Raw genomic sequence first — 20,882 nt, 5'->3', positions numbered from 1 at the left:
CACGATGAGAGGCGTGACCGGACCATGACGAACCGCCGGGAGCGATCGCCGCTGATCCAGCGGCTCGCAGCGCTCGGCACCGTCGACGGCGATACCGAGGACGAACGTCTCCGACGATCGACGCTCGTGCTGTCGACCTCCCTCATCTGCGTCCTCACGCCACTCTGGGTCGTCACCTACCTCGCTCTAGGGCTGCCGATCCCGACGTTGATTCCCGCGGGCTACCTCGTCGTGACGATCCCATCGCTGGTCTGGTTCGCACGGACGCGGCGCTACGTCCCGTTCCGGACGTTCCAGTTGACGCTCATGCTTCTGCTCCCGTTCGCTCTCCAGTGGTCGCTCGGCGGGTTCGCCGCCTCGAGCGCGGTGTCGCTCTGGGGCCTCTGGCCGTCGCTCGGCGCGGTCCTGTTCGTCGGAGGGCGCGGGGCAGTGGCCTGGTTCGCCGGATACCTCGCCCTGCTGGCCGTCTCTGCTGCCATCGATCCGCTGCTCGAGCCCGCCGCGATTCCCGATGGCGTGCAGACCGCGTTCTTCGTCGCGAACGTGACGGGGCCGTCGCTGGTCGCCTACTTGCTGCTGCGGTACTTCGTCCGAGAGCGTGATCGAGAGCACGAACGGTCGGAACGCCTGCTCCTGAACGTTCTGCCCGCCGTTGTCGCGGCCCGGCTCAAGCGCCACGACGGGGTCATCGCCGACCGGTTCTCCGAGGCGACCGTGCTCTTCGCCGACATCGTGGACTTCACGCCGCTGGCGGTCCGGCTTCCGCCGGAGGAAGTGGTCAAGCTGCTCGACCAGGTCTTCACTGCCTTCGACCGGCTTGCCGATGACTACCGCCTGGAGAAGATCAAGACCATCGGCGACGCCTACATGGTGGCGGGTGGCGTTCCGACGCCGCGTGACGACGATTGCGAGGCCGTCGCCGAGATGGCCCTCGCCATGGTGGAGGCCTGCCAAAAGCTGACCGGCGTGAGGCTGCGGATCGGCATGGACACCGGTCCGGTCGTCGCCGGCGTCATAGGGCAGCGCAAGTTCAGCTACGACCTGTGGGGCGACACGGTCAACACGGCGAGCAGGCTGGAGAGCCATGGCGTCCCTGGCTCGATCCAGGTCTCGGCACGGGTCTACGACCGCCTGTGTGATCGGTACCGCTTCGAAGAGCGCGGCCTGATCGACCTGAAGGGCAAGGGCCCGACGCCCGCCTGGCTCTTACTTGGCCCGCGGGCGTGAGAGCGCCCGGGCAAGAGCGCGGGCGGTAGGTCCGTCGGCTGGTATCGCGATGCGCTCGAGGTCCAGCCAGTCCGCCATCAGCTGGAGCTCGGTGGCTAGTTGCTCCACGAAATCGGAGGCATCTGGTTCGGGGGTGAGGGTGGGGATGACCAACGTTGAGGTCTGGCGGTCGGCTTTGAGGTCTACTCGGGCCGCCAGTTGGTCGCCGAGGAGGAACGGCAGGACGTAGTAGCCGTGGATGCGTTGTGGGGCCGGCGTGTAGATGCTGATCCGGTAGAAGAAGTCGAACAGGTGGTGGGTGCGGTCGCGGTTCCAGATCAGCGGGTCGAACGGGGACAGCAGCGCCTGCGCGTCGATCGGTCGGTCCTTGGCCTCGTGCCAGCGGTACGCCTGCTGCTTCACGCCCTCGACCCGCACCGGGATCAGCTCACCAGCCTCGACCAGTTCGCCGATCACCTCGCGACCTGTTGCTGCGGGCAACGGAAAGTGCGCCTGGCCGCTCGCGCCGCAGAGCTCCTTCTGCGTCGCGATCCCCAGACCACGGGCCGCGATCCGGATCAGCTCACGACGGGCCTCGTCGGCCGTCGGCTCCGGGGCGTTGAGTACGTCGGCGGGCAGCACGCGCTCGGTCAGGTCGTAGACCCGCTCGAAGTGCCGCCGCCCCGCGATCGTCACCCGGCCCGTGCTGAACAGGTACTCGATCGCGATCTTCGCGTCCTGCCAGTTCCACATCTTGCCGGTCGTCGGGTCCGGATCGGGGTCGGACCGCTTCCGCCGTACGTCGTCCGGACTCGCCTCGCCCGCGGTCAGCGGCCCTTGCTCCGTCACGATCCGCAAGATCTGGTCGACGTACCCGGGCCGCTCCGCCGTCAGCCGGCGCATCCCGACCACGACCGACCACGGCACGGCCAGGTCTGGGCTCAACTCCTGATCCCACACCTGCCGCTCGGCCGCCCGCATCCGCCACCGCATCAACGGGTACGTCGTCAACGGGAGCAGCGCGGCCTTGTGCCCCCAGAAGTACTCGAACAACTCCCGGCTCGCACCCCAACTCAGCTCGTCCAGACGGGCCCGCGAGTAGTTCCCCGCCCGCGAGAACACCGGCAGATAATGCGACCGGCACAACACATTCACCGAGTCCAGCTGCAGCACGCCGGCCTGCCGAATCGCCCGCCGCACATCACGCCGCGCACCACCAAACCCTTGCGCACCCAGCGCGACCCGCCGGGACTCCGCCACCGAGATACCGTCTCCAACGGCCGCCATACCCCGAACATAGCGGGACACTGGGCCCATGCAGTCCGCCACGATCGGAAACCCCCACGAGCACCTCCGCCTGACCGCCGTCCGCTGGCCGTCGGAGAAGGCCCCGGAACACGTGCCGAGACAGAAGCGCCGGTACCTGCAGGCCGAGCTCCATGCGCGCCAACTCACCGCCACCAGCAGACTCGACCTCCACGACGACTACGCCGGTCTCGTGCAGTTCTTCGACCAGGTTGTCGCGAACTGGCCCGACTGGAACAACTCCTCCGCGGTCTGGGGATTTTCCAGCGGGCTGCGGCTGGAGCTCGTCCGTGGGCCACGACCGGCGCTCGGCCCGGATCATCTGGTGCTCTGGATCAAACTGCAGGACGGTGGTGGCTACCGGCTAAGGCCGTGGACGGTTGAGACCTCGATGGTCCTCTCGCCGGAGGAACTCGAAACCTTCACACGCGACCTCCACAGGCTGACCGATTAGGCGGGTACCAGTTCTGCTGTGTAGCTGAGGTTCAGGCGGCGGTAGGCGGCGCTGAGGAAGGCCAGGAGGACGACGATCAGCATCAGGAGGCTGGCGGCGACGAAGGCCAGGGCTATGCCGCGGGCCTGGCCTTCGCCGAGGAGCCAGCTGAAGGTGGTGCGGCCGGACGGGGAGTCCATGTAGGGGATCAGCAGGAACTGGGCCGCGGGGCCGATGGCGAAGGCGGCGATCGGGGTGGAGGCGGTCTCGATGCTCTGCGCGAAACCGAACACCCGGCCCTGCTTCTCGAACGGGACCATCCGCTGCAGAATGGTCTGCTCGGCCGCCTCGGCGACCGGGATCACCAGCATGAACCCGAACATGCCCAGCACCAGCAGCGACTGCCATTCGCGCGCCGCCGTCCCCAGGCCGACGATCGCGATCGCGACGTTCGCCAGCATCAGTAGCCGCAGCGGCGAACGGCCGAGGCCGAAGCGGGCGACGAGCGCGCCGCCGGCGATGAAGCCGATGCTGGTGAGGCCGAGGACGAGGCCCCAGGACTGGACCGAGAACAGGTTCAGCCCGTACGGGTCCATCAGCGCCATGAAGACGCCCATGATCAGGTTGTTGAAGGTGCTGAACAGGACCAGCGGAAGCAGTCCGGGTACGGCGCGCATCGTCTGCCAGGCGCTCCGGATGTCGATCCGGGTGCGGTCGTGGTGCTCCGGCCGCGGCTCGTCGAGGTGGATCGCGAGCAGCAGGTGGACGAGGACGGCGGCGGTGAACACGACCGCGATCGCGACCGTGCCGCCCATGCCGACGAATCCGACCGACAGGCCGCTGAGGACGCTGGTGATCAGGTGCGCGACGCCGTTGACCGTGCCGACGAGACCGTTCGCCTTGTCGCGGCGATCGGCCGGGACGAGCAGCGTGACCGCGGTCGAGAGCGCGATGCTGCGGAGCTGACCGGCCGTGCTGCCGACCAGGACCAGCAGCGTGAACGCCCAGAACCACGGCCCGTGCCAGTCGGTGAGCTGCCGGCCGGCGACGGCGTACAGGACGCCGGCGAGCGCGAAGGCGACGCCGGTGATCGAGGTGGACAGTGCCATCGCGGTCTTCTTGCGGTGCGAGTCCACGACCGCCCCGAAGATCGTTCCGGAGGCGGCGCCGATCAGCATCGAGACACCGGAGACGAGCGACGCGGCGAGCACCGAGTGGGTCACCAGGTACACCCAGAAGGCGAAGCCGAAGCTCAGGAACGTGGTCGTCACGTTCGCCACCAACGTGTTGATCAGCAACCGCCTGAATGTCGTCGTCATACCCGTACGTCGGACGCGAGCTCAGGAAATTGACATGGCGTCCCGAAGAATCCCGAAATCGTCCGGTTCGAGCGGGACCAGGCCGCGGCGGAGCTGGTAGCCCCAGTTCGGCGCCCGGGTCAGCTTCAGGTCGAGGTCGCGGAGCGCCGCGCGGTGGACGGGCAGGAACTCGATCCGCCGCCGCCACGGCCGGATCATGCCGCGCTCACCCATCGACATCGGTTCGGCCTGGTACGGCGCCGCGTCGGCGACCACCCCGAGCGCGGTGAACGCCCGCAGCGGTTCTTTCGACCGGTAGCGCTCGGTCGGGGAGTAGATCGCGAACCCGTCACCTTCACGGAGCCGCGCGACGCCGTACCGCTTGCCGTGGTTGAGCTGGATGAATCCGCCCTCGACGGCCCGCTGGGCGTGGTCCGCGGAGACCACACCCAGCCAGGCTCTGTTCACATCGTTCATGCACCCAGCATCAGGCCGAATGTACGACATCTTTCGTCATAATTTTCTGGCGGAGCTTGGCGAGCAACGGCGCACTGATCATCAGCAGGATGACGGCATAGATCACGTACGCGATCGGCCCGCCGATCAGCCCCGACGCGTCGCCGTTGGACAGCTGCAGCGCCATCCGGGCCTGCCGTTCGGCGATCGGTCCGAGGATCACGCCGATGATCAGCGGCAGTACGGGCAGCCCGAAGCGGCGCATCGCGAACCCGAGCAGGCCGAGCACGAGAAGCAGCAGCAGATCGAGCGGCTGGGCGTTCACGGCGTACGCGCCCATCGAGGCGAAGAAGATGATCCCGGCGTACAGGTACGGGCGGGGGATCTGCAGGAGCTTCGCCCAGGCCGGCGCGAGCGGCAGGTTGAGCAGCAACAGGAACAGGTTGCCGATGAACAGGCTCGCGATCAGCGCCCACACCAGTTTCGGCTCGCGCTGGAACAGGAGCGGTCCGGGCTGGATGCCGTACGACGTGAACGCCGCCAGCATCACCGCAGCGGTCGCGTTCGTGGGCAGACCGAGTGCGAGCATCGGAACCAGCGTGCCGGCCGCCGACGCGTTGTTCGCGGCCTCCGGTCCCGCTACGCCCTCGATCGCGCCGTGCCCGAACTCCTCCGGGTGCTTGGACAGCTTCTTCTCGGTCGCGTACGACAGGAAAGTCGGGATTTCCGCACCGCCGGCCGGCAGCGCACCGATCGGGAAACCGTAGGCCGTACCACGCAGCCACGGCTTCCACGAGCGACGCCAGTCGGACTTCCCCATCCACGGCCGCCCGACCGGGATCACCGTGCCCGGGGTGCGCCGCAGATGTGCCGCGACCCAGAGCGCCTCGCCGACCGCGAAGATGCCCACGGCAACCACCACGACGTCGATGCCGTCGGCAAGTTGTGGGATGCCGAGCGTCAGCCGCTGTTGGCCGGTCACCTTGTCGATGCCGACCAGCCCGATCACCAGCCCGAGCAGCAGCGCCGCGAACCCGCGGATCCGCGACGACCCGAGCACCGACGTCGCGCCGGCGAACGCGAGCAGCATGATCGCCAGGTAGTCCGGCGCGCCCAGGCTGATCGCGAACTTCACCACCTGCGGCGCGACCAGCACCAGCAACAGCGTCCCGATGGTCCCGGCCACGAACGACCCGATCGCGGCCGTCGCCAGCGCCTGCGCGGCCCGTCCGGCGCGAGCCATCTTGTTGCCCTCGATCGCCGTCACCACCGATGACGACTCACCGGGCGTGTTCAGCAGGATCGACGTGGTCGAGCCGCCGTACATGCCGCCGTAGAAGATGCCGGCGAACATGATGAACGCCTGGACGGGCTCGAGCCCATACGTGATGGGGAGCAGCAGCGCGACGGTCATCGCGGGCCCGATCCCGGGCAGTACGCCGACCGCCGTACCGACCGTGACTCCCAGCAGCGCCAGCAACAGGTTGATCGGCGTCAGCACGTCGCCGAACCCGTTCAGCAGGTTCGTCAGGTTGTCCATCACAGAATCCCTTGCAGTACGCCGGCCGGCAGGTTGACGCCGAGCCCGATCGCGAACGCGTAGAACGTGATCAGCGCCAGCGCGACCGCGATGAACACGTTCCGGATGTGGTTCCGGCTGCCGAGCGCGAACGCCGAACCCCAGAACAGCAGGGTCCCGCTGATCACCCAGCCGAGCGGGTCGATGAGGACCAGGTTCACCACGAACGCGGCGATCAGCAGCAGTACGGTGCGCCAGTCGACGGCCGACGTCACGTCGACGTCCTCGCCTTCCTCGGCCGCACCGGTGCCGCCGCGGGCGACGTCGACGGCGTACAGCGCGGCGACCACGAGCAGCAGTACGCCGAGCACGATCGGGACCGGCTTCGGGCCGATCGGATCGTTGCTGTTGGCAATTTGCTGGATCCGGGCGGCGTCGACGATCACCAGGGCGCCGACGACCGCCAAGAACCCGCACACGCCGTACTGCGCTCGATCCGGCCGCCTGGTAGCGGCCACGCTCATGCTGCCAGACCAAGTTTCGTCAGGATGTCGGCGACGGCCTTGTCCTGCTCGGTGAGGAAGGTGCCGAACTCGGCACCGGTCACGAACGCGTCGGTCCAGCCGCGCTTGGTCAGCTCGGTCTTCCACTCCGGGGAGTCGTGCATCTTGGTCAGCGCGTCGATCCAGACCTTCTTGTCCGCGTCGCTGATCTCCGGCGGCGCCACGATGCCCCGCCAGTTCGTGAACACCAGGTCGATCCCGGAGTCCTTCAGCGTCGGCACGTCCTTGAGCGCGTCGATCGGCTTCTCACTGGTCACGGCGAGTACGCGGACCTGACCGCTCTCCACCTGGTCCAGGAACTCGCCGAATCCGCTGGCGCCGAACGCGATCTTGCTGCCGAGCAGCGCGGGCAGCAGTTCGCCGCCGCCGTCGTACGAGACGAAGTTGACGTCCTTCGGGTTGATGCCGACGGCCTGCGCGAGCTGCATCGGCAGCAGGTGGTCCGGTCCGCCCGGTGACGAGCCGCCGCCGACAGCCAGGCCCTTCGGGTTCGCCTTCCAGGCCGTGACGAGATCCTGGATCGTCTTGTACGGCGAGTTCTTCGGTACGACGATCGCGCCGGCCTCCTCGATCATCTTCGCGATCGGGGTGGTCTGGGTGAGCGTCGCCTTCGACTTCGACGTGTACGTCGCGCCGACCACGCCGAGCCCCATCTGCATCGCGAGCTTGCCGTTGCCCTTCTCGTTCACGATCCGCTGCAGGCCGACCGTGCCGCCGGCGCCGGGCAGGTTGAACACCTGGACCCCGGTCGCGATCTTCGCGTCCTCCATCACCTTCGCGGCGGTCCGGGCGGTGGTGTCGTACCCGCCGCCCGCGGTGTTCGGCACCATCAGCCGCAGACCCGTCGCCGGCTTTCCGCTGTCGGCGTTCGAGCTGTCGGATTTTTCCGCGGTCGCGCCACAGGCGGTCGCGGTCACCAGCGCGACCAGCGCCGTGGTGACCCAGAGCATCGGCCTAGACCTCATCAGCTGAGTCCTTTCTGGAGGGGATCAGGTGGCGACGATCGTGGACCTCCAGCGGTACGGGCGTCTGCGTTGTGGCCGCAGCGGTGGTTGAGTTCATTGTGGTCACGGGCGGAACCTGGTTGAAGTGTGGCACTTGGCCGCCGGAGCGGTGATCATGCGGTGCGGAAGGGGCGAGGAGGTGACGATGGCGATTCGATTGCGGGGACGGCCAACCCTGGCCGGGCAGCTGCTGGTGCTGCAGCTGGCGATCGTGGTGATCGTGCTGGTCGCCGTCGCCGCGGTGTCGCTCGCCCAATCGGCTGCCACGTTCAACCGGGTCGAAGGGCGCCGTGTCACCTTGTTGGCAGAGCAGTTGTCGTCGAACCCCGCGCTGCGGTTCAACATCCGCAACCCGGCGCCCGCGGAGATGCTCGCGCCCACGCTGCAGGCGAGTATCGCCCAGTCCGGCGTCAGCTCGATCACCGTCGCGAACGCCGACGGAAAGGTGATCGCGGCAACCAACGTGACGCTGATCGGTACTCAGGTCACGCTGGGTGATCCTGACGTCAGGAGGGGCTGGTCCGGTCAGTTGCAGGGCGATGGCGGCAAGGAACTGGTCGCCCAGGTGCCGGTGCTGAGCGAGGGCCGGGACGCTCAGGGCAAGTTGGACGGGACACTCGGCGATCACCTCGGGACCGTGATGGTCGGTGAGCGCGTTCCGTCCGTACTGCAGCGGTTGCGGGGCGCGTCGTCGTACCTGGCGATTTATCTCGGGATCGCCTGTGTGCTGGGGCTGCTCGGGTCGTGGTTGCTTGCCCGGCGGATCAAACGGCAGACCCTCGGGCTCGAACCGCGGGAGATCGCGGGACTGGCGGAGCACCGGGAAGCCATGCTGTACGGGCTTGCCGAGGGAGTTGTTGCCTTGGACCCGCATCTGCGCGTGACGCTGGTGAATGACGTCGGCCGGCGCCTCCTCGACCTCCCGTCGGACGCAGTCGGCAAGTCCTTGCGGGAGTTAGGCGTCGAAGGACGGCTACGGGACGTGCTGGCCGGCGAGGACGAGGCGCGCGACGCGGTCGTCGTACGGCGTGGGCGCGTGCTCGTGATGAACCGGATGGAGGTGCTGAAGGACGGGCGGTCCCTCGGGTCGGTGACCACGCTGCGGGACCGGACCGAGCTGGCGCAGCTGGAGCGCGAACTCGGGTCGTTCCGGTCGTCGGCCGAGTTGCTGCGGGCGCAGACGCACGAGTTCGCCAATCAGCTGCACACGATCTCGGGGCTGATCCAGATCGGGGAGTACGACGAAGTGGTCACGTACGTCGGTGCGCTCAATCGCTACCGGGAATCGCTCGACCTGACCGTGACCCGGCGGGTCCACGACACCACGGTCGCCGCCTTGCTGATGGCGAAATCCTCTGTCGCCGCGGAACGCCGTGTAGAGCTCCGGGTGTCCGAGAAGACGACGCTGCTCCGCCTGGATCCAGCGCTTTCCGCCGACATCGCGACCGTCCTCGGCAACCTCGTCGACAACGCCGTCGACGCCGCCGCCCAGTCCGGTACGCCGCTGTCGCCCGCGTGGGTCGAGGTCGAGTTGCGGCAGGACGCGACGAGCGTGGAGATCGTGGTGCGGGACTCCGGACCGGGGGTCGCGCCCGAACTGGCGCAGGAGGTGTTCGCGCACGGCTTCACCACCAAGGCCGCGGCCGAGGGCGAACGCGGGATCGGCCTCGCGATGACCCGCCTGATCTGCCGGCGCCGCGGCGGCGAGGTGGCGGTCACCAACCTCACCGAGGGCGGGGCCGCGTTCGTCGCGCGGATGTCCACGCAACGTACGCCGGAGGGAGCCCGATGATCACGGTGCTGGTCGTCGACGACGACTTCATGGTCGCCCGCATCCACCGCGGGTTCGTCGACCGGGTGGACGGCTTCGAGGTCGTCGGTACGGCGAACTCCGGTGACCAGGCCGTGGCGGCGCTCGGTGAGCTTTCCCCTGACCTCATTCTTCTGGACCTTTATCTTCCCGACGTCTTCGGTCTTGATCTGATCGCCCGCCTGCGTGCGGTCCAGCCCGATGTCGACATCCTCGTCATCACTGCCGCTCGTGAGGCCGACGCTGTGCGTGGCGCCGTACGGCAGGGGGTCGTGAACTATCTGCTGAAACCCTTCGGTTTCGAGGATCTTCGGGCGCGACTCCGCGAATACGCCCGCCGGCGCGCCAGCGTGCCCGACCAGGTCACCTCCCAGGCGGACGTCGACCGGGTGCTGGCTCCTGCCCGCCAGTCGGTCAACCGGCTCCCCAAAGGCCTCAGTCAGGAAACTGCTGACCTCGTCACCGCAGCGCTGCGTGCTGCGCCCGACAATCTGTCCGCCGCCGAATGCGCCGAGAAGGTCGGCATCTCCCGCGTCAGCGCCCGCCGCTACCTAGAGTTCTTCGCCACCCAAGGCCAAGCCGAGGTATCCCTCCGCTACGGCACCACCGGCCGCCCCGAACGCCGCTACACCTGGCGAATCTGAGCCCCCACCTCACCCGCCCGGCCCCAAGCCTCGGTCGACACGCATTTGCTGGGTAAGCCACCGCATTTGCTGGGCAGACCAGCCAGGTGCGGGGTTCCACACCCTGATTCAGGGTGTGGAACCCCCACTTCGGCTGGCTTACCCACCAAATTCCGCGGCGGCGGCGGCTTGGGCTGCGCGTTCGATGTGGGCGCGGTGGGTGGTCCAGTCGGTGTCCGAGGTGTTGTTCGTGGTGCCGTCGAGTTGTTCGCGGAGGATGTCGGCGTGGCCGGCGTGGCGGTTGGATTCGGTGAGGACGTGGACCATGACGTTGAACAGCATCACGTCGGGGCGCGGCCACCACGGGACGGTGGCGCGGGCGTCGATCGGGAGTGCGTCGATGGTCGCGTCGGCGTGTTCGCAGGCGCGGCGGTAGTTGGTGAGGATGTGTGCGCGGGACTCGTGTTCGGTGACCCACAGGTGGTCGCGGTTCGCGTAGCCGGGGTCGGTGAAGTTCGGGAGCGGGTCGGCGTACGGGCGGTCGAAGATCTCGCCGAGGTAGCGGGCCTCGGTGATCGTGAGGTGCTTGAGCAGGCCGAGCAGGTTCGTGCCGGTGTGGGTCAAGGGCCGGCGTACGTCGTACTCGGACAGGCCCTCGACCTTCGACAGGAGCGACTCGCGGACCCAGCGCAGGCTGTCGTGCAGGTACTCCTTGGCGAATTCGTCGATCACGGAACTGTTGACGCGCTCAGTCCGCGACGAGTTCGACGGTGGCGGCGTGGCGTTCGGCCAGGGCGTGGTAGACGGCGGCGTTGTGGTCCACGAACAGTTTCGCGGTGCCGTCGAGCGGGACGATCTTCTTCGCGGGGCTGCCCATCGCGACCGACTCCGGCGGGATGACCGCGCCGGGCGTGACCGTGGATCCCGCGGCGACCAGGGAGCGTTCGCCGACGACCGCGCCGTCCAGCACGATCGCGCCGTTGCCGACCAGCGCCTGCTCGCCGATCGTGCAGTCGTGCACCAGGCACTGGTGGCCGACGGTCGCGTTCGGGCCGATCTCGCAGCCGTTGTGGCCGACGTGGATGACCGTGTTGTCCTGGATGTTCGCGCCGGAGCGGATCGTGATGGTGCCCAGGTCGGCCCGGATCACCGCGCCGTACCAGATCGACACCCCGGCCTCGACGACCACGTCGCCGACCAGCGTGGCCGTGGGCGCGATCCACGCGTCGGGGTGGACGGTCGGGCGCTTACCTTCGAACGAATACAGCGGCATGCGCCACACGATAGACGGCTCAGCTGATCGTGATCCCGGAGATCGGTGTCCCGGGCGGCAGGTCGCGGATCTGGCTGTGGATCTGCCCGAGGATGTTCAGCGACACCACGAAGTCGAGCACTTCGACGTTGTCGAGGGTGAGTTCGCCGCCGAGCTGCGGCGGGTGGGTGAACGAATACACCTGATCAGGACCCGGTACGACGCCCTGGTTCGCGGCGCCGAACGCCAGGCCGGCCAGCAGGTACTGGTCCTGACCGTCCTCCGTGTTCAGCACGTCCCGCAACTCGTCCGGGGTCGCCCACAGCCGCTCCAGCGTCCCCTCGAGCGTGTCCAGCCACCAGAATCCGTCCGCCGCCTGGAAGAACACGTCACCGAACGGCGACGTGAACACCGGCACCTTTCCGTCGAGTTCGAGAAAGATCCAGGACTCGAGGGCACGCGCGTACTGCTCGTCCGAGAACGTCCGGGTCAGCTCCATGCCGCTGAGCCTAGCCCGACGGTGGGTGCCAACTAGGGTGTGCGGATGCTCAAACCAGTGGCCGGGTTCGCGGCGTTCGGACTGTTCTGGGGTGCGTGGGGAGCGGTCCTTCCCGCGATCCGGACGGGCGCCGGCGTGAACGACGGTGAGCTCGGGGTGGCGTTGCTGATGATCGGGCTCGGTGCGCTGGTCACGATGCGGTTCACCGGCTACCTGATCGACCGGTACGGCGGGGTCGTGCTGCCGGTGGTGATGGCGCTGTTCGGGCTCTGCGGCGTACTGCCTGCGCTGGCCGACTCGGCCGTCTCCCTGAGCGCCGTGCTGTTGTTGCTCGGAGCAACTTCTGGTGCGACGGACGTGGCCGTCAACGCGGCCGGCTCGCAGGCTGAGGCCGTCACTGGACGTCCGGTGATGAACCTTGCCCACGGCATGTTCTCGGTCGCGGTCGTGGTGGCGAGCCTCGGTACGGCGGGTCTCCGGGCGGCCGGTGTGGGCGCGCTGCCGGTGCTGGCCGGCGTCGCTGCGCTGATCGTGATCACAGCACTCGCCGCTCTCGCGCCAGGAGCAAAGGACGCTCGTACGAAGGACACCGGTATGGCGGGCGGCGCCGGCCAGGCGGGTCGTACCAGGGCCAGGCTCGAACCGGTGCTCCTCGTGCTCGGGGCGCTCTGCGCACTCGCCTACCTGGTCGAGAACGCCTGGCAGAGCTGGAGTGCCGTCCACCTCGACACCTCGCTGCACGCCGCGGCGGGCCTCGCGTCGATCGCCCCGGCTGTGTTCGCCGCCGCAGCCGCCACCGGTCGATTCGCCGGCAACGCCCTCCTGAAACGCATCCAACCGGTACGGCTCCTAGTCATCGGTGCCGCGATCGCCGCAGTCGGCTCGCTCGTCGCGGCCACCGCCGGCAACCCGTGGACCGCGCTGGCCGGCATCGGCATCGCCGGTCTCGGTACGTCGGTGTGCGCGCCGACGATCATCGGGATGGCGGGCGCTTGGGCCGGCCCGGAGCGGCGCGCGGGGGCGATCGCGGTGGTGACCACGATCGCGTACCTCGGGTTCCTGATCGGCCCCGCGGCGGTCGGCGCGCTCTCCTCCGCCTGGTCCCTGCCGGCCGCTTTGGCGAGTGTCGCCGTACTGGCGGTGGTCGTCGCCGCGCTCGCCCCGGTGGCAGGCCGGCTGGCGCACGAGCGGATTCGCCCCACGCCGAAAGGGATGTGAAAGCGTCGACTGCGACGCTACGGTGACTGGATCGATCGAGGAGGGTGGGTATGACGGAGATCGCGGAATCCGGGGCTGCGGTGATCAGCCGGGCGGACGGGCGCGACGACGGTGAGGACTGGACCGAGAACTACACCGAGCTGCCGGGTGGCGCCGGTGTCTCGCTGATTCTCGAGTCGACCACGCAGGAGGGCGTCGGCCCGCGGCTGCATCTGCATCCGTACGCCGAGACGTTCATCATCCGGCGTGGTTCGGCGACGTTCACCGTGGGCACCGAGGAGATCGTCGGCAAGGCCGGCCAGATCCTGGTCGTCCCGGCCGAGACCCCGCACAAGTTCCGCACCGGTCCGGGCGGCTACGAAGCAGTGCACATCCACGCCAACGCAACCTTCGAAACCACCTGGCTGGAGTAAGTAGCTACTCCGACTGAGGGGGAGTGAACGCGGCCAGCAGGGTCGCGGTGATGTACGGCGCTGCCTGGTCGGACGTGATGCGTCCGGCCTGGATCTCGCTGGCGGCGCCGTGCATCACGTTGTGCATGACGCTGACCAGCCAGGACGTCGGCAGGTCGGTACGGAAAACGTTTTCGCTCCGGCCGCGTTCGAGCAGCCGTTCCACCCGCGCCATCGGACCGGCGTGCAGTTCGTGCACCCGTCCGGGGGGCAGCGCGTCCTGAGCCGCGAGCAGCAGCGCCCGGTACTGGTCGACCAGGTGCCAGCTCGACTCGATCAACCGGCTCAGCGCGTCGCGCGGATCGCCGGTCAGATCGACCTGCCCCAGCGTCTCCTCGCCGGTCGCGATCGCCTGGACGAAGACGGCGTCGACCAGCTCGGCCCGGGACGGGAAGTGGCCGTACAGGGTGACTCGCCCGACCCCGGCCGCCTTCGCGATCTCCGACGTGCTCGCGCCCGGATCACGGCCCAGGCAGTCGGCCGCGGCGGTGAGGATCGCCGCGATGTTCCGTTGTGCGTCCGCGCGCCGGGTGGTGACAGTCATCGAACCTCCATGATCTCGAACACCACTGTACGAATTCCTCTTGTCGAACACCAGTGTACGAGTTACCGTACGACAATAACCCGTACACAGCTGTTCAACTTAAGGACGAGATCATGAATCAACCTGACCCCCGGCGGTGGCGACTGCTGGGGCTGCTCGCCGTCGCGCAGTTCATGCTGATCCTCGACGTCACCGTGGTGGCGATCGCGCTGCCGAACATCGAGACAGACCTCCAGTTGCAACGCGAGACGCTGACCTGGGTGGTCAGCGCGTACACGCTGATGTTCGGCGGTCTGATGCTGCTCGGCGGTCGCGCCGCCGACCTGTTCGGCTCCCGCCGCGTCGTGCTGACCGGCCTGCTCGTGTTCACACTGGCCTCGCTCGTCACCGGTCTGGCCAACGGGCCGGAGCTCCTGCTGGGCGGTCGCGTCGCACAGGGCATCGGCGCCGCGATGCTCTCGCCTGCAGCGCTTTCCGTCGTCACCAAGACGTTCGACGCGGAGGAGCGCAACAAGGCGCTCGGCATCTGGTCCGCGATGGGCGGTGGCGGCTCCGCGATCGGCGTACTGCTCGGTGGTCTGCTGACCGCAGGCCCCGGCTGGCAGTGGGTGTTCTACATCAACCTGCCGATCGGTCTGGTCGTGTTCGCGGTACTGCTCAGGATGCTTCCCGCCGACCGGCCGAGCGAGCAGCCGGGACGTCTCGACGTACCGGGTGCGCTGCTGGTCACGGCCGGCACGGGTACGGCGATCTACGCGCTGATCAACGCCGGCGATCGCGGGTGGCTCTCGCTCGCGACCCTCGGCACGCTGGCCGGAGCCCTGGTTCTGTACGGCGTCTTCGCCTGGGTCCAGCGCACCGTACGGTCACCGCTGATGGACCTGCGGATCTTCACCCGCCGGCCGGTCACCGCCGGTATCTTCATGATCCTGGTCGCGACCGCGCTGATGATCTCGATGTTCTTCCTGGGCTCGTTCTACCTGCAGCATTTCCAGCAGTACGGCGCTCTGCGCACCGGGCTGCTGTTCCTGCCGGTGGCGGTCGCGGCGATCGTCGGCGCCCAGCTCGCCGGGCACGTCATCGGCCGGACCGGCGCGCGGCCGATCGCGATCGCCGGGTTCCTGATCACGGCGGCGGGTGTGACTGTCCCCGCGATCTGGGAGGGTGCTGCCATGGTCGTGATCGGGATGTCCGTGGGGACGATCGGGCTGGGCGCCGCCTTCGTGGCGTCGTCGACCACGACGTTCGCGCAGATCGACTACCGGGAAGCCGGTTTGGCGTCCGGGCTGCTCAGCACGTTCCACGAGTTCGGTGCCTCACTCGGGGTCGCTGTGGTGTCGAGTATCGCGGCGGCGAGTCTGGCCGGGACCGTGTCGACCGGGTTCACCCGCGGCTTCACGTTCGCCGCGGTCACTGCCGCGGTGGCGGCCGCCCTCGCGCTGGTCGTCGTACCGGCGTTCAAGCCTTCGACTGGAGAAGTACATGCCCATTGAGATTCGCCGCGCGGTGGTCGCGGATGCGGAGATCGTGCTGACCATGTTGCGTGAGCTGGCCGACTACCAGGACCAGGGCGCCTATGTGCTGGCGAGCGTCGAGGACTGGCAAGGGTTTCTCGGGCGCGACGAGGTGATCGTGCTGATCGCGGAGGACGGCGGCGACGTGGCGGGGTACGTTTCCGCGCTGCGTCGGCCGTACCTGTGGGTCGGCGGCGACCAGCTCGCGTTGGACGATCTCTATGTCCGTGAGAATTTCCGTGACGCCGGCGTCGGACGGAAGCTCATGCTCGAGCTGGCCCGGCACGCGCTGCCGGACCGGCTGCCGATCGGATGGGGGCTGCGTCTGGAGAACACGGCCGGCTACCGCTTCTACGAACGCCTCGGCGCCAAGATGGTCACGAAGACCGCCGCGGGCTGGTCCCCCGAGGCGTACGAGCGTCAGCTGAGCGAGTAGGTGGCCGCGACCGGAAGGTGGTCGGACGCGAAGCTCACCGGAACCGATGCCGCGGTCGGCACCAGCTGCGAACTGTGCAGGTGGTAGTCGATCCGCTTGGTCGGCAACGGCACCGGGCTGGTGAGCCCGAGTCCGAACCCCTTCTGCGGCCAGGTGTCCGTCCAATGCGTTGTCAGTGTCTTCACCTCGGCCGACGTCGGTACGGCGTTCAGGTCGCCGACGAGCAGGGTGGCCTCGGGAGCGTCCTTCAGCAAGGCGACGATCGCGTTCACCTGCTCGATGCGCTCGCCGTCGTTGATCGTCGTGAGGTGCGTGTCGGCGAAGCGTAGCGGCGTACCGTTCACGTCGATCAGCGTCTCGAGCAGACCGCGCTGCTCACTGCCCGCGTGCAGCGGCAGCAACGTGTTGCGGGAGTCCACGATCGGGTACTTCGAGAGCACCAGCGTGCCGTACTGACGACGGGGCTTACCCGGCTCGGCGGGATCCCAGTCCAGGTTGGCGGCGAAGACGTAGTTCATCTGCAACCGCGCCGCCAGCCAGGCCGGCTGATCCACCCAGTTGCTGCGGGCGTCGAAGTACTTGTCGACCTCCTGCAGGCCGACGACCGCGGCCCCGGACGCCTCGATCGTCTTGGCGACCCGCTCGAGATCGAGCCTGCCGTCGACGCCCGCGCCGTGGTGGATGTTGAACGTCAAGGTCTTCACGGTCGTGGCCTCCACCTTCGCGTGCGCCGTCAACGGTGACACGACAAGAAGTAGGCATCCGGCCAGCGCGGCAAACATCCCCGATCGACGCATGCCGCACAGTATTTCCGAGCTCCGGGGTCATTACCGATCTGGAAGCCGCGAACCTAGCTGGCCGGCCGGACGTTGTGGTTGCCGGAGAACACGTTTTCCGGGTCGTACTCGCGCTTGACCGCCGCGAGCCTCTCGTAGGTCTTGGTGGGGTAGACCGCGGCGACGTCGGCGTCCTCGGCCGCGGACAGGAAGTTCGCGTACGCACCGCTGACGTGCGGGCGCAGACGGTCCCACAGCTGCTGGCGGGCCGGACGCGTCGCCTCGAGTACCGGCGGCGGACCGACCGTCATGGTGACGAACATCAGCTCCGCCTGGCGATGCGCGTACGCCGTCGTGTCGTCGGCGACCTGCGCCACGGCCCCGCCGACGCTGCGGACGGCGATGACCGGAGAGCCCTGCGAGGTACCGGCCTCGGCGAGGATCCGCAGGACCTCGGGCACGGAATCCTTGTCGACAAAGGCACTCCGGGTCTCGAACCGGATACCGGGCGGCGGGACGAGCCCGTCCACGAGCACCTCGGCGTACGGCGTCAGCGCGACCTCGTCGGCGACCACGGTACCGAGGGCGCGGATCGGGTCGATCGCCCGCGCGGCGAGCTCCGCGTCGTCACCGTCGTACGCGACCTGGATCTCCAGCGGCGCCTCGGGGCCGCCGAGGAACGGGTTCGCGAACGACGCGATCGAGGTCAGCTCCGCGGGCGCGGTGCGCAGGTACTCCGCCCAGCGCGGCAGGACGTCGGCGATCTCGTCGGCCGCGAACACGACCTTGCCGAAGTGGATGTCGGTCGTCGGATGCGCCGCGAACTCGAACGCGGTCACGATCCCGAAGTTCCCGCCGCCACCGCGGATCGCCCAGAACAGCTCCGGGTTCTCGTCGGCGGACGCCCGGACGACGTCGCCCGCGGCGGTCACGACCTCCGCGGCGACCAGGCTGTCCAGCGCGAGACCGTACTTGCGGACCTTCCACCCGATGCCGCCGGTCAGCGTCAACCCGCCGACGCCGACGCTCCTGGTGTCACCCGACGAGATCGCCAGCCCGTGCGGCGCCAGCGCGGCCGCGACCTGCCCCCAGGTGGCGCCGCCGCCGATCCGCACGACGTGCCGGTCCTTGTCCACGAGGTCGATCCCCGCCAGGTCGACGAGATCGATCACCACCCCGCCGTCGTTCGTCCCGAATCCCGGGAACGCGTGTCCACCGCCGCGCACCGCGAGCGGCAGTCCGCTCCCGGCGGCGTACCGGACGGCCTTCCGGACGTCCTCGACGGTTCCCGGCCTGAGGACGTACGCCGGGCTGCCGCCGACCAGCACGGTCCGGCTCGCGGCGTCGTACTCGGGGTCTCCCGGTCCGACGATCTTTCCAGCGAATCCTTCGACTACTGCGCTCATGACGTTCCTTTGCGTTGGCCCTCATCGAACAAACACCTGACGGCCGCCGAGCGGGCCGTGTGACGTGAACAACGCCACATCACAAAACACCGGGCTATTTCGTCTGTCGTCGGCCGTGGTGTCGATTCCGCGGTGGCCCGGTCGACGCAGTGGTGACTGTTCTCCTCTGTGAAAGGACTTCGCCATGAGTACTGTGACGCTTCCGGCCGCCCGCGTCTCCACCCGCGCGCTGCTGACCGGCGGGATTGTCGCCGGCCCGCTGTACGTCGCGGTGTGGCTGATCCAGGCGCTCACCCGGGACGGATTCGACATCACCCGGCACCCCGCGAGCCTGCTCGCGAACGGCGGCCCGGGATGGATCCAGACCACGAACTTCGTCGTCAGCGGCCTGCTCTGCATCGGGGCCGCGATCGGCCTCCGCCAACGGATGACCGTCGGCAGCCCGGTGGTTCGCGGCGCGGTGTGGGGCCCGCGGCTGGTGGCGGCGTACGGACTCGGTCTGCTGCTCGCGGCCGCGTTCCCGGCCGATCCGGCTGCCGGGTTCCCGGTCGGTACGCCGGCCGACTACGCCGAGATCAGCACCCGGGGCCTGGGGCATTTCGTGGCCGGCACGATCGGGTTCTCCGGGCTGATCGCCGCCTGTCTGGTGTTCGGCGCGCACTACCGCGCGGCCGGCCGCCGTACCCTCGCCCGTTTCTCGGTGGTGACCGGCATCCTGTTCTTCGCCGCGTTCGCAGGCCTCAGCGCCGGCGCCGGGAGCCGGCCCACGATCATCGCGTTCGACCTCGCGGTGATCCTCGGCTGGACCTGGATCACCACGATCTGCCGCGACAAGCGATAGTGTCCCGCGAGCCTAACGCAGGCGGATCGTCACCAGGGTGGTTTCGATGCCGCTGTCGATCAGGTTGCCGTCGGCATCGAACGCGTCCGGTCCGTCGGTCATGCCGAAGTCGTTGTCGTTGATCACGACGAGGGTGTTGTGCGGCAGCAGCGCAACACCCTCGATCTTCTTCGGTGCGCCCTTGACCGTGTTCAGGTCGAGGAACAGCGTCTTGGACAGCGCCGGCGCGTCGGTCGAGGCCTCGTACGACGGGGTGGTCGCGGCATCGTCCCATCGCGAGCCGAGGATGTTCGCGGACGGCCGCAGGACGACGCGCTGCAACCTGGCGGCGTTGTCGGTCCGCTCCTCGACCAGCAGTGTTTCGGGGCCCGCAGCAACGATCGAGGAGATCTTCAGCTCACTCGTGTCGTCCTCGCCCGGGTCGACCACGCCGACCGGGTCGAACCGGTACGCGTACTCCGCCGTCACCTTCCCGGCCCGCGGCGAGAACCTCAGGAGCCGCGTGTTGAGCGAGGCCTCGCCGACCTTCTTGCTGGGGTTCGACAGCGGGCTCTGCAGCGCGAGCACCAGGTCGCCGCCGGGCAGTTGCGCGAGACCCTCGAAGCCGCGGTTGATCTTGCGGGTCAGGAAGATCGCCGGCAGTGACTCGATCACCGGGTAGTCGGCGCCGGTGAGGTTCAGGCCTTTCGGGACGTACCGCGCGAGCACCTGCCCGCGGCTCGAGACGTGCACGAGCGACGGGCTGTACTCGTCGACGAGCCAGAACGTGCCGTCGGCCGCTCGCACGATACCCTCGGTGTCGAGACCGTTCGGGTTGATCGGGAGACGCGTGGAGGCGTCGTACGTGTAGGGGAGTTCGTCGCGGCTTTCCTGGTTCGAGAGGCCGGTCACCGGCTTGCCGTGCCGGGTCGTGATCGGGACCGCGTCGATCACCTTCAGCTTCTTGCCGGCCACCTTCACCTTGACGATTGCCGGGTCGAATCCCGGCACCGGGAACGTCCGGCGGTTCGTGCCGTCGACCTTGATCTGCCCGTTCGGCCCGCGGTCCGTGACGGTCCAGAACTCGTCACTCTTCCCGGCCGGGAAGATGTCGCTCCCGATCCCGCCGAGATCGACCTTCCGATCGTCGTCCACCGACCCTCGGATCAGCCCGTTGGAGAACTTCCCGAGCGACACGTCCGGCAACGTCGCCGTACCGGCCACTCGCGGACCGCGCTCATCGGCGGAAGCCGCCTGCACCGAGCTGCCGATCAACGCGGCAACCCCCACCACAGAAGCCGCCACCACCCACGCACGCCGACTCATTCCAACTCCCCTCAAACCGGTTCACGTGACCCTCACCCGCCCGAATGAACATCACCACGCCATCCCATGAACCCCCGGAGAACCTCCCCACCCACCCACCGCGCGAACTACCCACCGCACCGCGCCGCGCCCATCCACCCACCACGCCACCCCCGCGCGCCGCACGGGATGGGATATCCGGCTCCTGTGACGCAGGTGTGGGTCGGCTGGGTCGTGCTGCGAGTCACCGTGCCGTCTGGGTGGCCCGGGCTGTTTGTCCTCTGGCAGGGGAGGAGTGCTGCTCGGGTTCGGCGCGGTACCCCAGGGGCGGGGAAACAAAGGTGCGGCAGATTCAGGGGGTGGTCGCAACGCGGTCTAGGTCTTGGATGAGGAGGCTAGCGAACATTTCGCGGGGGGTGTGGTAGCCGAGGCGTTTGCGGGGT

Annotated in this window: 22 protein-coding genes; 9 read left to right on the top strand and 13 right to left on the bottom strand. The window is 68.5% G+C overall.

All coding sequences use genetic code 11. From position 1 onward, the window contains the following. Positions 1-24 precede the first annotated feature (24 nt). Positions 25-1,227 (top strand): adenylate/guanylate cyclase domain-containing protein, encoded by a 1,203-nt coding sequence (locus E0H50_RS30340; protein WP_131294001.1) that lies wholly within the window; start codon positions 25-27, stop codon positions 1,225-1,227. Here the strand turns inward: E0H50_RS30340 and E0H50_RS30335 are convergent. Continuing rightward, the gene (locus E0H50_RS30335; RefSeq protein ID WP_131293999.1) at positions 1,207-2,493 is read right to left on the bottom strand and encodes a winged helix-turn-helix domain-containing protein; all 1,287 of its coding nucleotides are present in this window, start codon (positions 2,491-2,493) and stop codon (positions 1,207-1,209) included. The two genes, E0H50_RS30340 and E0H50_RS30335, sit on opposite strands and share 21 nt — an antisense overlap. Before the next feature lie 28 nt (positions 2,494-2,521). Here E0H50_RS30335 and E0H50_RS30330 point away from each other — a divergent pair, with 28 nt between their 5' ends. After that, on the top strand, positions 2,522-2,965 hold the full coding sequence (locus E0H50_RS30330; protein WP_131293997.1) for a hypothetical protein: 444 nt from the start codon (positions 2,522-2,524) through the stop codon (positions 2,963-2,965). Here E0H50_RS30330 and E0H50_RS30325 read toward each other — a convergent pair. The 5 genes from E0H50_RS30325 to E0H50_RS30305 are packed head-to-tail and all read right to left on the bottom strand — an operon-like array spanning position 2,962 to position 7,745. Next, positions 2,962-4,263, bottom strand: coding sequence for an MFS transporter (locus tag E0H50_RS30325; protein ID WP_131293995.1), 1,302 nt, complete (start codon positions 4,261-4,263; stop codon positions 2,962-2,964). The two genes, E0H50_RS30330 and E0H50_RS30325, sit on opposite strands and share 4 nt — an antisense overlap. A 21-nt stretch (positions 4,264-4,284) precedes the next feature. Next, complete coding sequence (locus E0H50_RS30320; protein WP_131293993.1) at positions 4,285-4,719, bottom strand: EVE domain-containing protein; 435 nt, start codon at positions 4,717-4,719, stop codon at positions 4,285-4,287. A gap of 10 nt (positions 4,720-4,729) precedes the next feature. Next, on the bottom strand, positions 4,730-6,238 hold the full coding sequence (locus tag E0H50_RS30315) for a tripartite tricarboxylate transporter permease (RefSeq protein ID WP_131293991.1): 1,509 nt from the start codon (positions 6,236-6,238) through the stop codon (positions 4,730-4,732). Continuing rightward, on the bottom strand, positions 6,238-6,741 hold the full coding sequence (locus E0H50_RS30310) for a tripartite tricarboxylate transporter TctB family protein (RefSeq protein ID WP_131293989.1): 504 nt from the start codon (positions 6,739-6,741) through the stop codon (positions 6,238-6,240). Before E0H50_RS30310 ends, E0H50_RS30315 begins: the two co-directional genes overlap by 1 nt. Then, positions 6,738-7,745, bottom strand: coding sequence for a Bug family tripartite tricarboxylate transporter substrate binding protein (locus E0H50_RS30305; RefSeq protein WP_131293987.1), 1,008 nt, complete (start codon positions 7,743-7,745; stop codon positions 6,738-6,740). Before E0H50_RS30305 ends, E0H50_RS30310 begins: the two co-directional genes overlap by 4 nt. 184 nt (positions 7,746-7,929) lie before the next feature. On the opposite strand from E0H50_RS30305, the gene E0H50_RS30300 reads away from it, so the two are divergent. Together E0H50_RS30300 and E0H50_RS30295 are read left to right on the top strand one after the other, a co-directional pair. After that, entirely contained in the window at positions 7,930-9,576 is a 1,647-nt protein-coding gene (locus E0H50_RS30300) for a sensor histidine kinase (RefSeq protein ID WP_131293985.1), read from the top strand. Further along, a complete protein-coding gene (locus E0H50_RS30295) occupies positions 9,573-10,238 on the top strand; it encodes a response regulator (RefSeq protein WP_131293983.1) in 666 nt (221 codons plus the stop codon). The genes E0H50_RS30300 and E0H50_RS30295 overlap by 4 nt, the downstream gene beginning before the upstream one ends. 138 nt (positions 10,239-10,376) lie before the next feature. On the opposite strand, the gene E0H50_RS30290 is transcribed toward E0H50_RS30295, so the two are convergent. Genes E0H50_RS30290 through E0H50_RS30280 form a run of 3 tightly spaced genes read right to left on the bottom strand, consistent with a single transcriptional unit; the run spans position 10,377 to position 11,968 of the window. Further along, positions 10,377-10,949, bottom strand: a complete 573-nt coding sequence (locus tag E0H50_RS30290; protein WP_131293981.1) for a DinB family protein — start codon at positions 10,947-10,949, stop codon at positions 10,377-10,379. A gap of 16 nt (positions 10,950-10,965) precedes the next feature. Then, positions 10,966-11,490 (bottom strand): gamma carbonic anhydrase family protein, encoded by a 525-nt coding sequence (locus tag E0H50_RS30285; RefSeq protein WP_131293979.1) that lies wholly within the window; start codon positions 11,488-11,490, stop codon positions 10,966-10,968. A gap of 19 nt (positions 11,491-11,509) precedes the next feature. Continuing rightward, positions 11,510-11,968, bottom strand: coding sequence for a T6SS immunity protein Tdi1 domain-containing protein (locus E0H50_RS30280; RefSeq protein WP_131293977.1), 459 nt, complete (start codon positions 11,966-11,968; stop codon positions 11,510-11,512). Between the two features lie 45 nt (positions 11,969-12,013). On the opposite strand from E0H50_RS30280, the gene E0H50_RS30275 reads away from it, so the two are divergent. Together E0H50_RS30275 and E0H50_RS30270 are read left to right on the top strand one after the other, a co-directional pair. Continuing rightward, positions 12,014-13,186 carry an MFS transporter gene (locus E0H50_RS30275; protein WP_131293975.1) on the top strand — a complete coding sequence of 391 codons (1,173 nt, stop codon included), beginning with the start codon at positions 12,014-12,016 and terminating at the stop codon, positions 13,184-13,186. A 50-nt stretch (positions 13,187-13,236) separates the two neighbouring features. Then, positions 13,237-13,599 (top strand): cupin domain-containing protein, encoded by a 363-nt coding sequence (locus tag E0H50_RS30270; RefSeq protein WP_131293973.1) that lies wholly within the window; start codon positions 13,237-13,239, stop codon positions 13,597-13,599. A 4-nt stretch (positions 13,600-13,603) separates the two neighbouring features. On the opposite strand, the gene E0H50_RS30265 is transcribed toward E0H50_RS30270, so the two are convergent. Beyond that, complete coding sequence (locus tag E0H50_RS30265) at positions 13,604-14,182, bottom strand: TetR/AcrR family transcriptional regulator (protein ID WP_131293971.1); 579 nt, start codon at positions 14,180-14,182, stop codon at positions 13,604-13,606. 113 nt (positions 14,183-14,295) lie between these two features. Between E0H50_RS30265 and E0H50_RS30260 the strand changes: the two genes are divergently transcribed. After that, the gene (locus E0H50_RS30260; RefSeq protein WP_131293969.1) at positions 14,296-15,675 is read left to right on the top strand and encodes an MFS transporter; all 1,380 of its coding nucleotides are present in this window, start codon (positions 14,296-14,298) and stop codon (positions 15,673-15,675) included. Beyond that, a complete protein-coding gene (locus E0H50_RS30255) occupies positions 15,665-16,132 on the top strand; it encodes a GNAT family N-acetyltransferase (RefSeq protein WP_131293967.1) in 468 nt (155 codons plus the stop codon). Before E0H50_RS30260 ends, E0H50_RS30255 begins: the two co-directional genes overlap by 11 nt. Here E0H50_RS30255 and E0H50_RS30250 read toward each other — a convergent pair. Further along, complete coding sequence (locus E0H50_RS30250) at positions 16,117-16,929, bottom strand: endonuclease/exonuclease/phosphatase family protein (protein WP_131293965.1); 813 nt, start codon at positions 16,927-16,929, stop codon at positions 16,117-16,119. The two genes, E0H50_RS30255 and E0H50_RS30250, sit on opposite strands and share 16 nt — an antisense overlap. Positions 16,930-16,982: 53 nt before the next feature. Continuing rightward, positions 16,983-18,314, bottom strand: a complete 1,332-nt coding sequence (locus E0H50_RS30245; protein ID WP_131293963.1) for an FAD-binding oxidoreductase — start codon at positions 18,312-18,314, stop codon at positions 16,983-16,985. A gap of 184 nt (positions 18,315-18,498) precedes the next feature. Here E0H50_RS30245 and E0H50_RS30240 point away from each other — a divergent pair, with 184 nt between their 5' ends. Beyond that, entirely contained in the window at positions 18,499-19,155 is a 657-nt protein-coding gene (locus E0H50_RS30240; protein WP_131293961.1) for a DUF998 domain-containing protein, read from the top strand. Positions 19,156-19,167: 12 nt separating this feature from the next. Here the strand turns inward: E0H50_RS30240 and E0H50_RS30235 are convergent, their stop codons facing one another. Then, complete coding sequence (locus tag E0H50_RS30235; protein ID WP_131293959.1) at positions 19,168-20,460, bottom strand: esterase-like activity of phytase family protein; 1,293 nt, start codon at positions 20,458-20,460, stop codon at positions 19,168-19,170. Between the last annotated feature and the right edge of the window lie 422 nt (positions 20,461-20,882).

It is taken from the genome of Kribbella sindirgiensis (genome assembly GCF_004331435.1).
In the GTDB taxonomy this organism is placed as follows: Bacteria; Actinomycetota; Actinomycetes; order Propionibacteriales; family Kribbellaceae; genus Kribbella; species Kribbella sindirgiensis.
The sequence above is the reverse complement of the archived record's forward strand: the minus strand, read 5'-3'. Positions and strand labels throughout refer to the sequence as shown.

What these genes read in the sequence shown, in the direction of transcription:
- E0H50_RS30275 (WP_131293975.1), top strand. Translation starts at nt 12,014, where the DNA reads ATGCTCAAACCAGTGGCCGGGTTCGCGGCGTTCGGACTGTTCTGGGGT.
- E0H50_RS30295 (WP_131293983.1), top strand. Translation starts at nt 9,573, where the DNA reads ATGATCACGGTGCTGGTCGTCGACGACGACTTCATGGTCGCCCGCATC.
- E0H50_RS30310 (WP_131293989.1), bottom strand. Translation starts at nt 6,741, where the DNA reads ATGAGCGTGGCCGCTACCAGGCGGCCGGATCGAGCGCAGTACGGCGTG.
- E0H50_RS30265 (WP_131293971.1), bottom strand. Translation starts at nt 14,182, where the DNA reads ATGACTGTCACCACCCGGCGCGCGGACGCACAACGGAACATCGCGGCG.
- E0H50_RS30305 (WP_131293987.1), bottom strand. Translation starts at nt 7,745, where the DNA reads ATGAGGTCTAGGCCGATGCTCTGGGTCACCACGGCGCTGGTCGCGCTG.
- E0H50_RS30340 (WP_131294001.1), top strand. Translation starts at nt 25, where the DNA reads ATGACGAACCGCCGGGAGCGATCGCCGCTGATCCAGCGGCTCGCAGCG.
- E0H50_RS30270 (WP_131293973.1), top strand. Translation starts at nt 13,237, where the DNA reads ATGACGGAGATCGCGGAATCCGGGGCTGCGGTGATCAGCCGGGCGGAC.
- E0H50_RS30245 (WP_131293963.1), bottom strand. Translation starts at nt 18,314, where the DNA reads ATGAGCGCAGTAGTCGAAGGATTCGCTGGAAAGATCGTCGGACCGGGA.
- E0H50_RS30280 (WP_131293977.1), bottom strand. Translation starts at nt 11,968, where the DNA reads ATGGAGCTGACCCGGACGTTCTCGGACGAGCAGTACGCGCGTGCCCTC.
- E0H50_RS30325 (WP_131293995.1), bottom strand. Translation starts at nt 4,263, where the DNA reads ATGACGACGACATTCAGGCGGTTGCTGATCAACACGTTGGTGGCGAAC.
- E0H50_RS30320 (WP_131293993.1), bottom strand. Translation starts at nt 4,719, where the DNA reads ATGAACGATGTGAACAGAGCCTGGCTGGGTGTGGTCTCCGCGGACCAC.
- E0H50_RS30255 (WP_131293967.1), top strand. Translation starts at nt 15,665, where the DNA reads ATGCCCATTGAGATTCGCCGCGCGGTGGTCGCGGATGCGGAGATCGTG.
- E0H50_RS30285 (WP_131293979.1), bottom strand. Translation starts at nt 11,490, where the DNA reads ATGCCGCTGTATTCGTTCGAAGGTAAGCGCCCGACCGTCCACCCCGAC.
- E0H50_RS30315 (WP_131293991.1), bottom strand. Translation starts at nt 6,238, where the DNA reads ATGGACAACCTGACGAACCTGCTGAACGGGTTCGGCGACGTGCTGACG.
- E0H50_RS30335 (WP_131293999.1), bottom strand. Translation starts at nt 2,493, where the DNA reads ATGGCGGCCGTTGGAGACGGTATCTCGGTGGCGGAGTCCCGGCGGGTC.
- E0H50_RS30240 (WP_131293961.1), top strand. Translation starts at nt 18,499, where the DNA reads ATGAGTACTGTGACGCTTCCGGCCGCCCGCGTCTCCACCCGCGCGCTG.
- E0H50_RS30250 (WP_131293965.1), bottom strand. Translation starts at nt 16,929, where the DNA reads ATGCGTCGATCGGGGATGTTTGCCGCGCTGGCCGGATGCCTACTTCTT.
- E0H50_RS30330 (WP_131293997.1), top strand. Translation starts at nt 2,522, where the DNA reads ATGCAGTCCGCCACGATCGGAAACCCCCACGAGCACCTCCGCCTGACC.
- E0H50_RS30260 (WP_131293969.1), top strand. Translation starts at nt 14,296, where the DNA reads ATGAATCAACCTGACCCCCGGCGGTGGCGACTGCTGGGGCTGCTCGCC.
- E0H50_RS30235 (WP_131293959.1), bottom strand. Translation starts at nt 20,460, where the DNA reads ATGAGTCGGCGTGCGTGGGTGGTGGCGGCTTCTGTGGTGGGGGTTGCC.
- E0H50_RS30300 (WP_131293985.1), top strand. Translation starts at nt 7,930, where the DNA reads ATGGCGATTCGATTGCGGGGACGGCCAACCCTGGCCGGGCAGCTGCTG.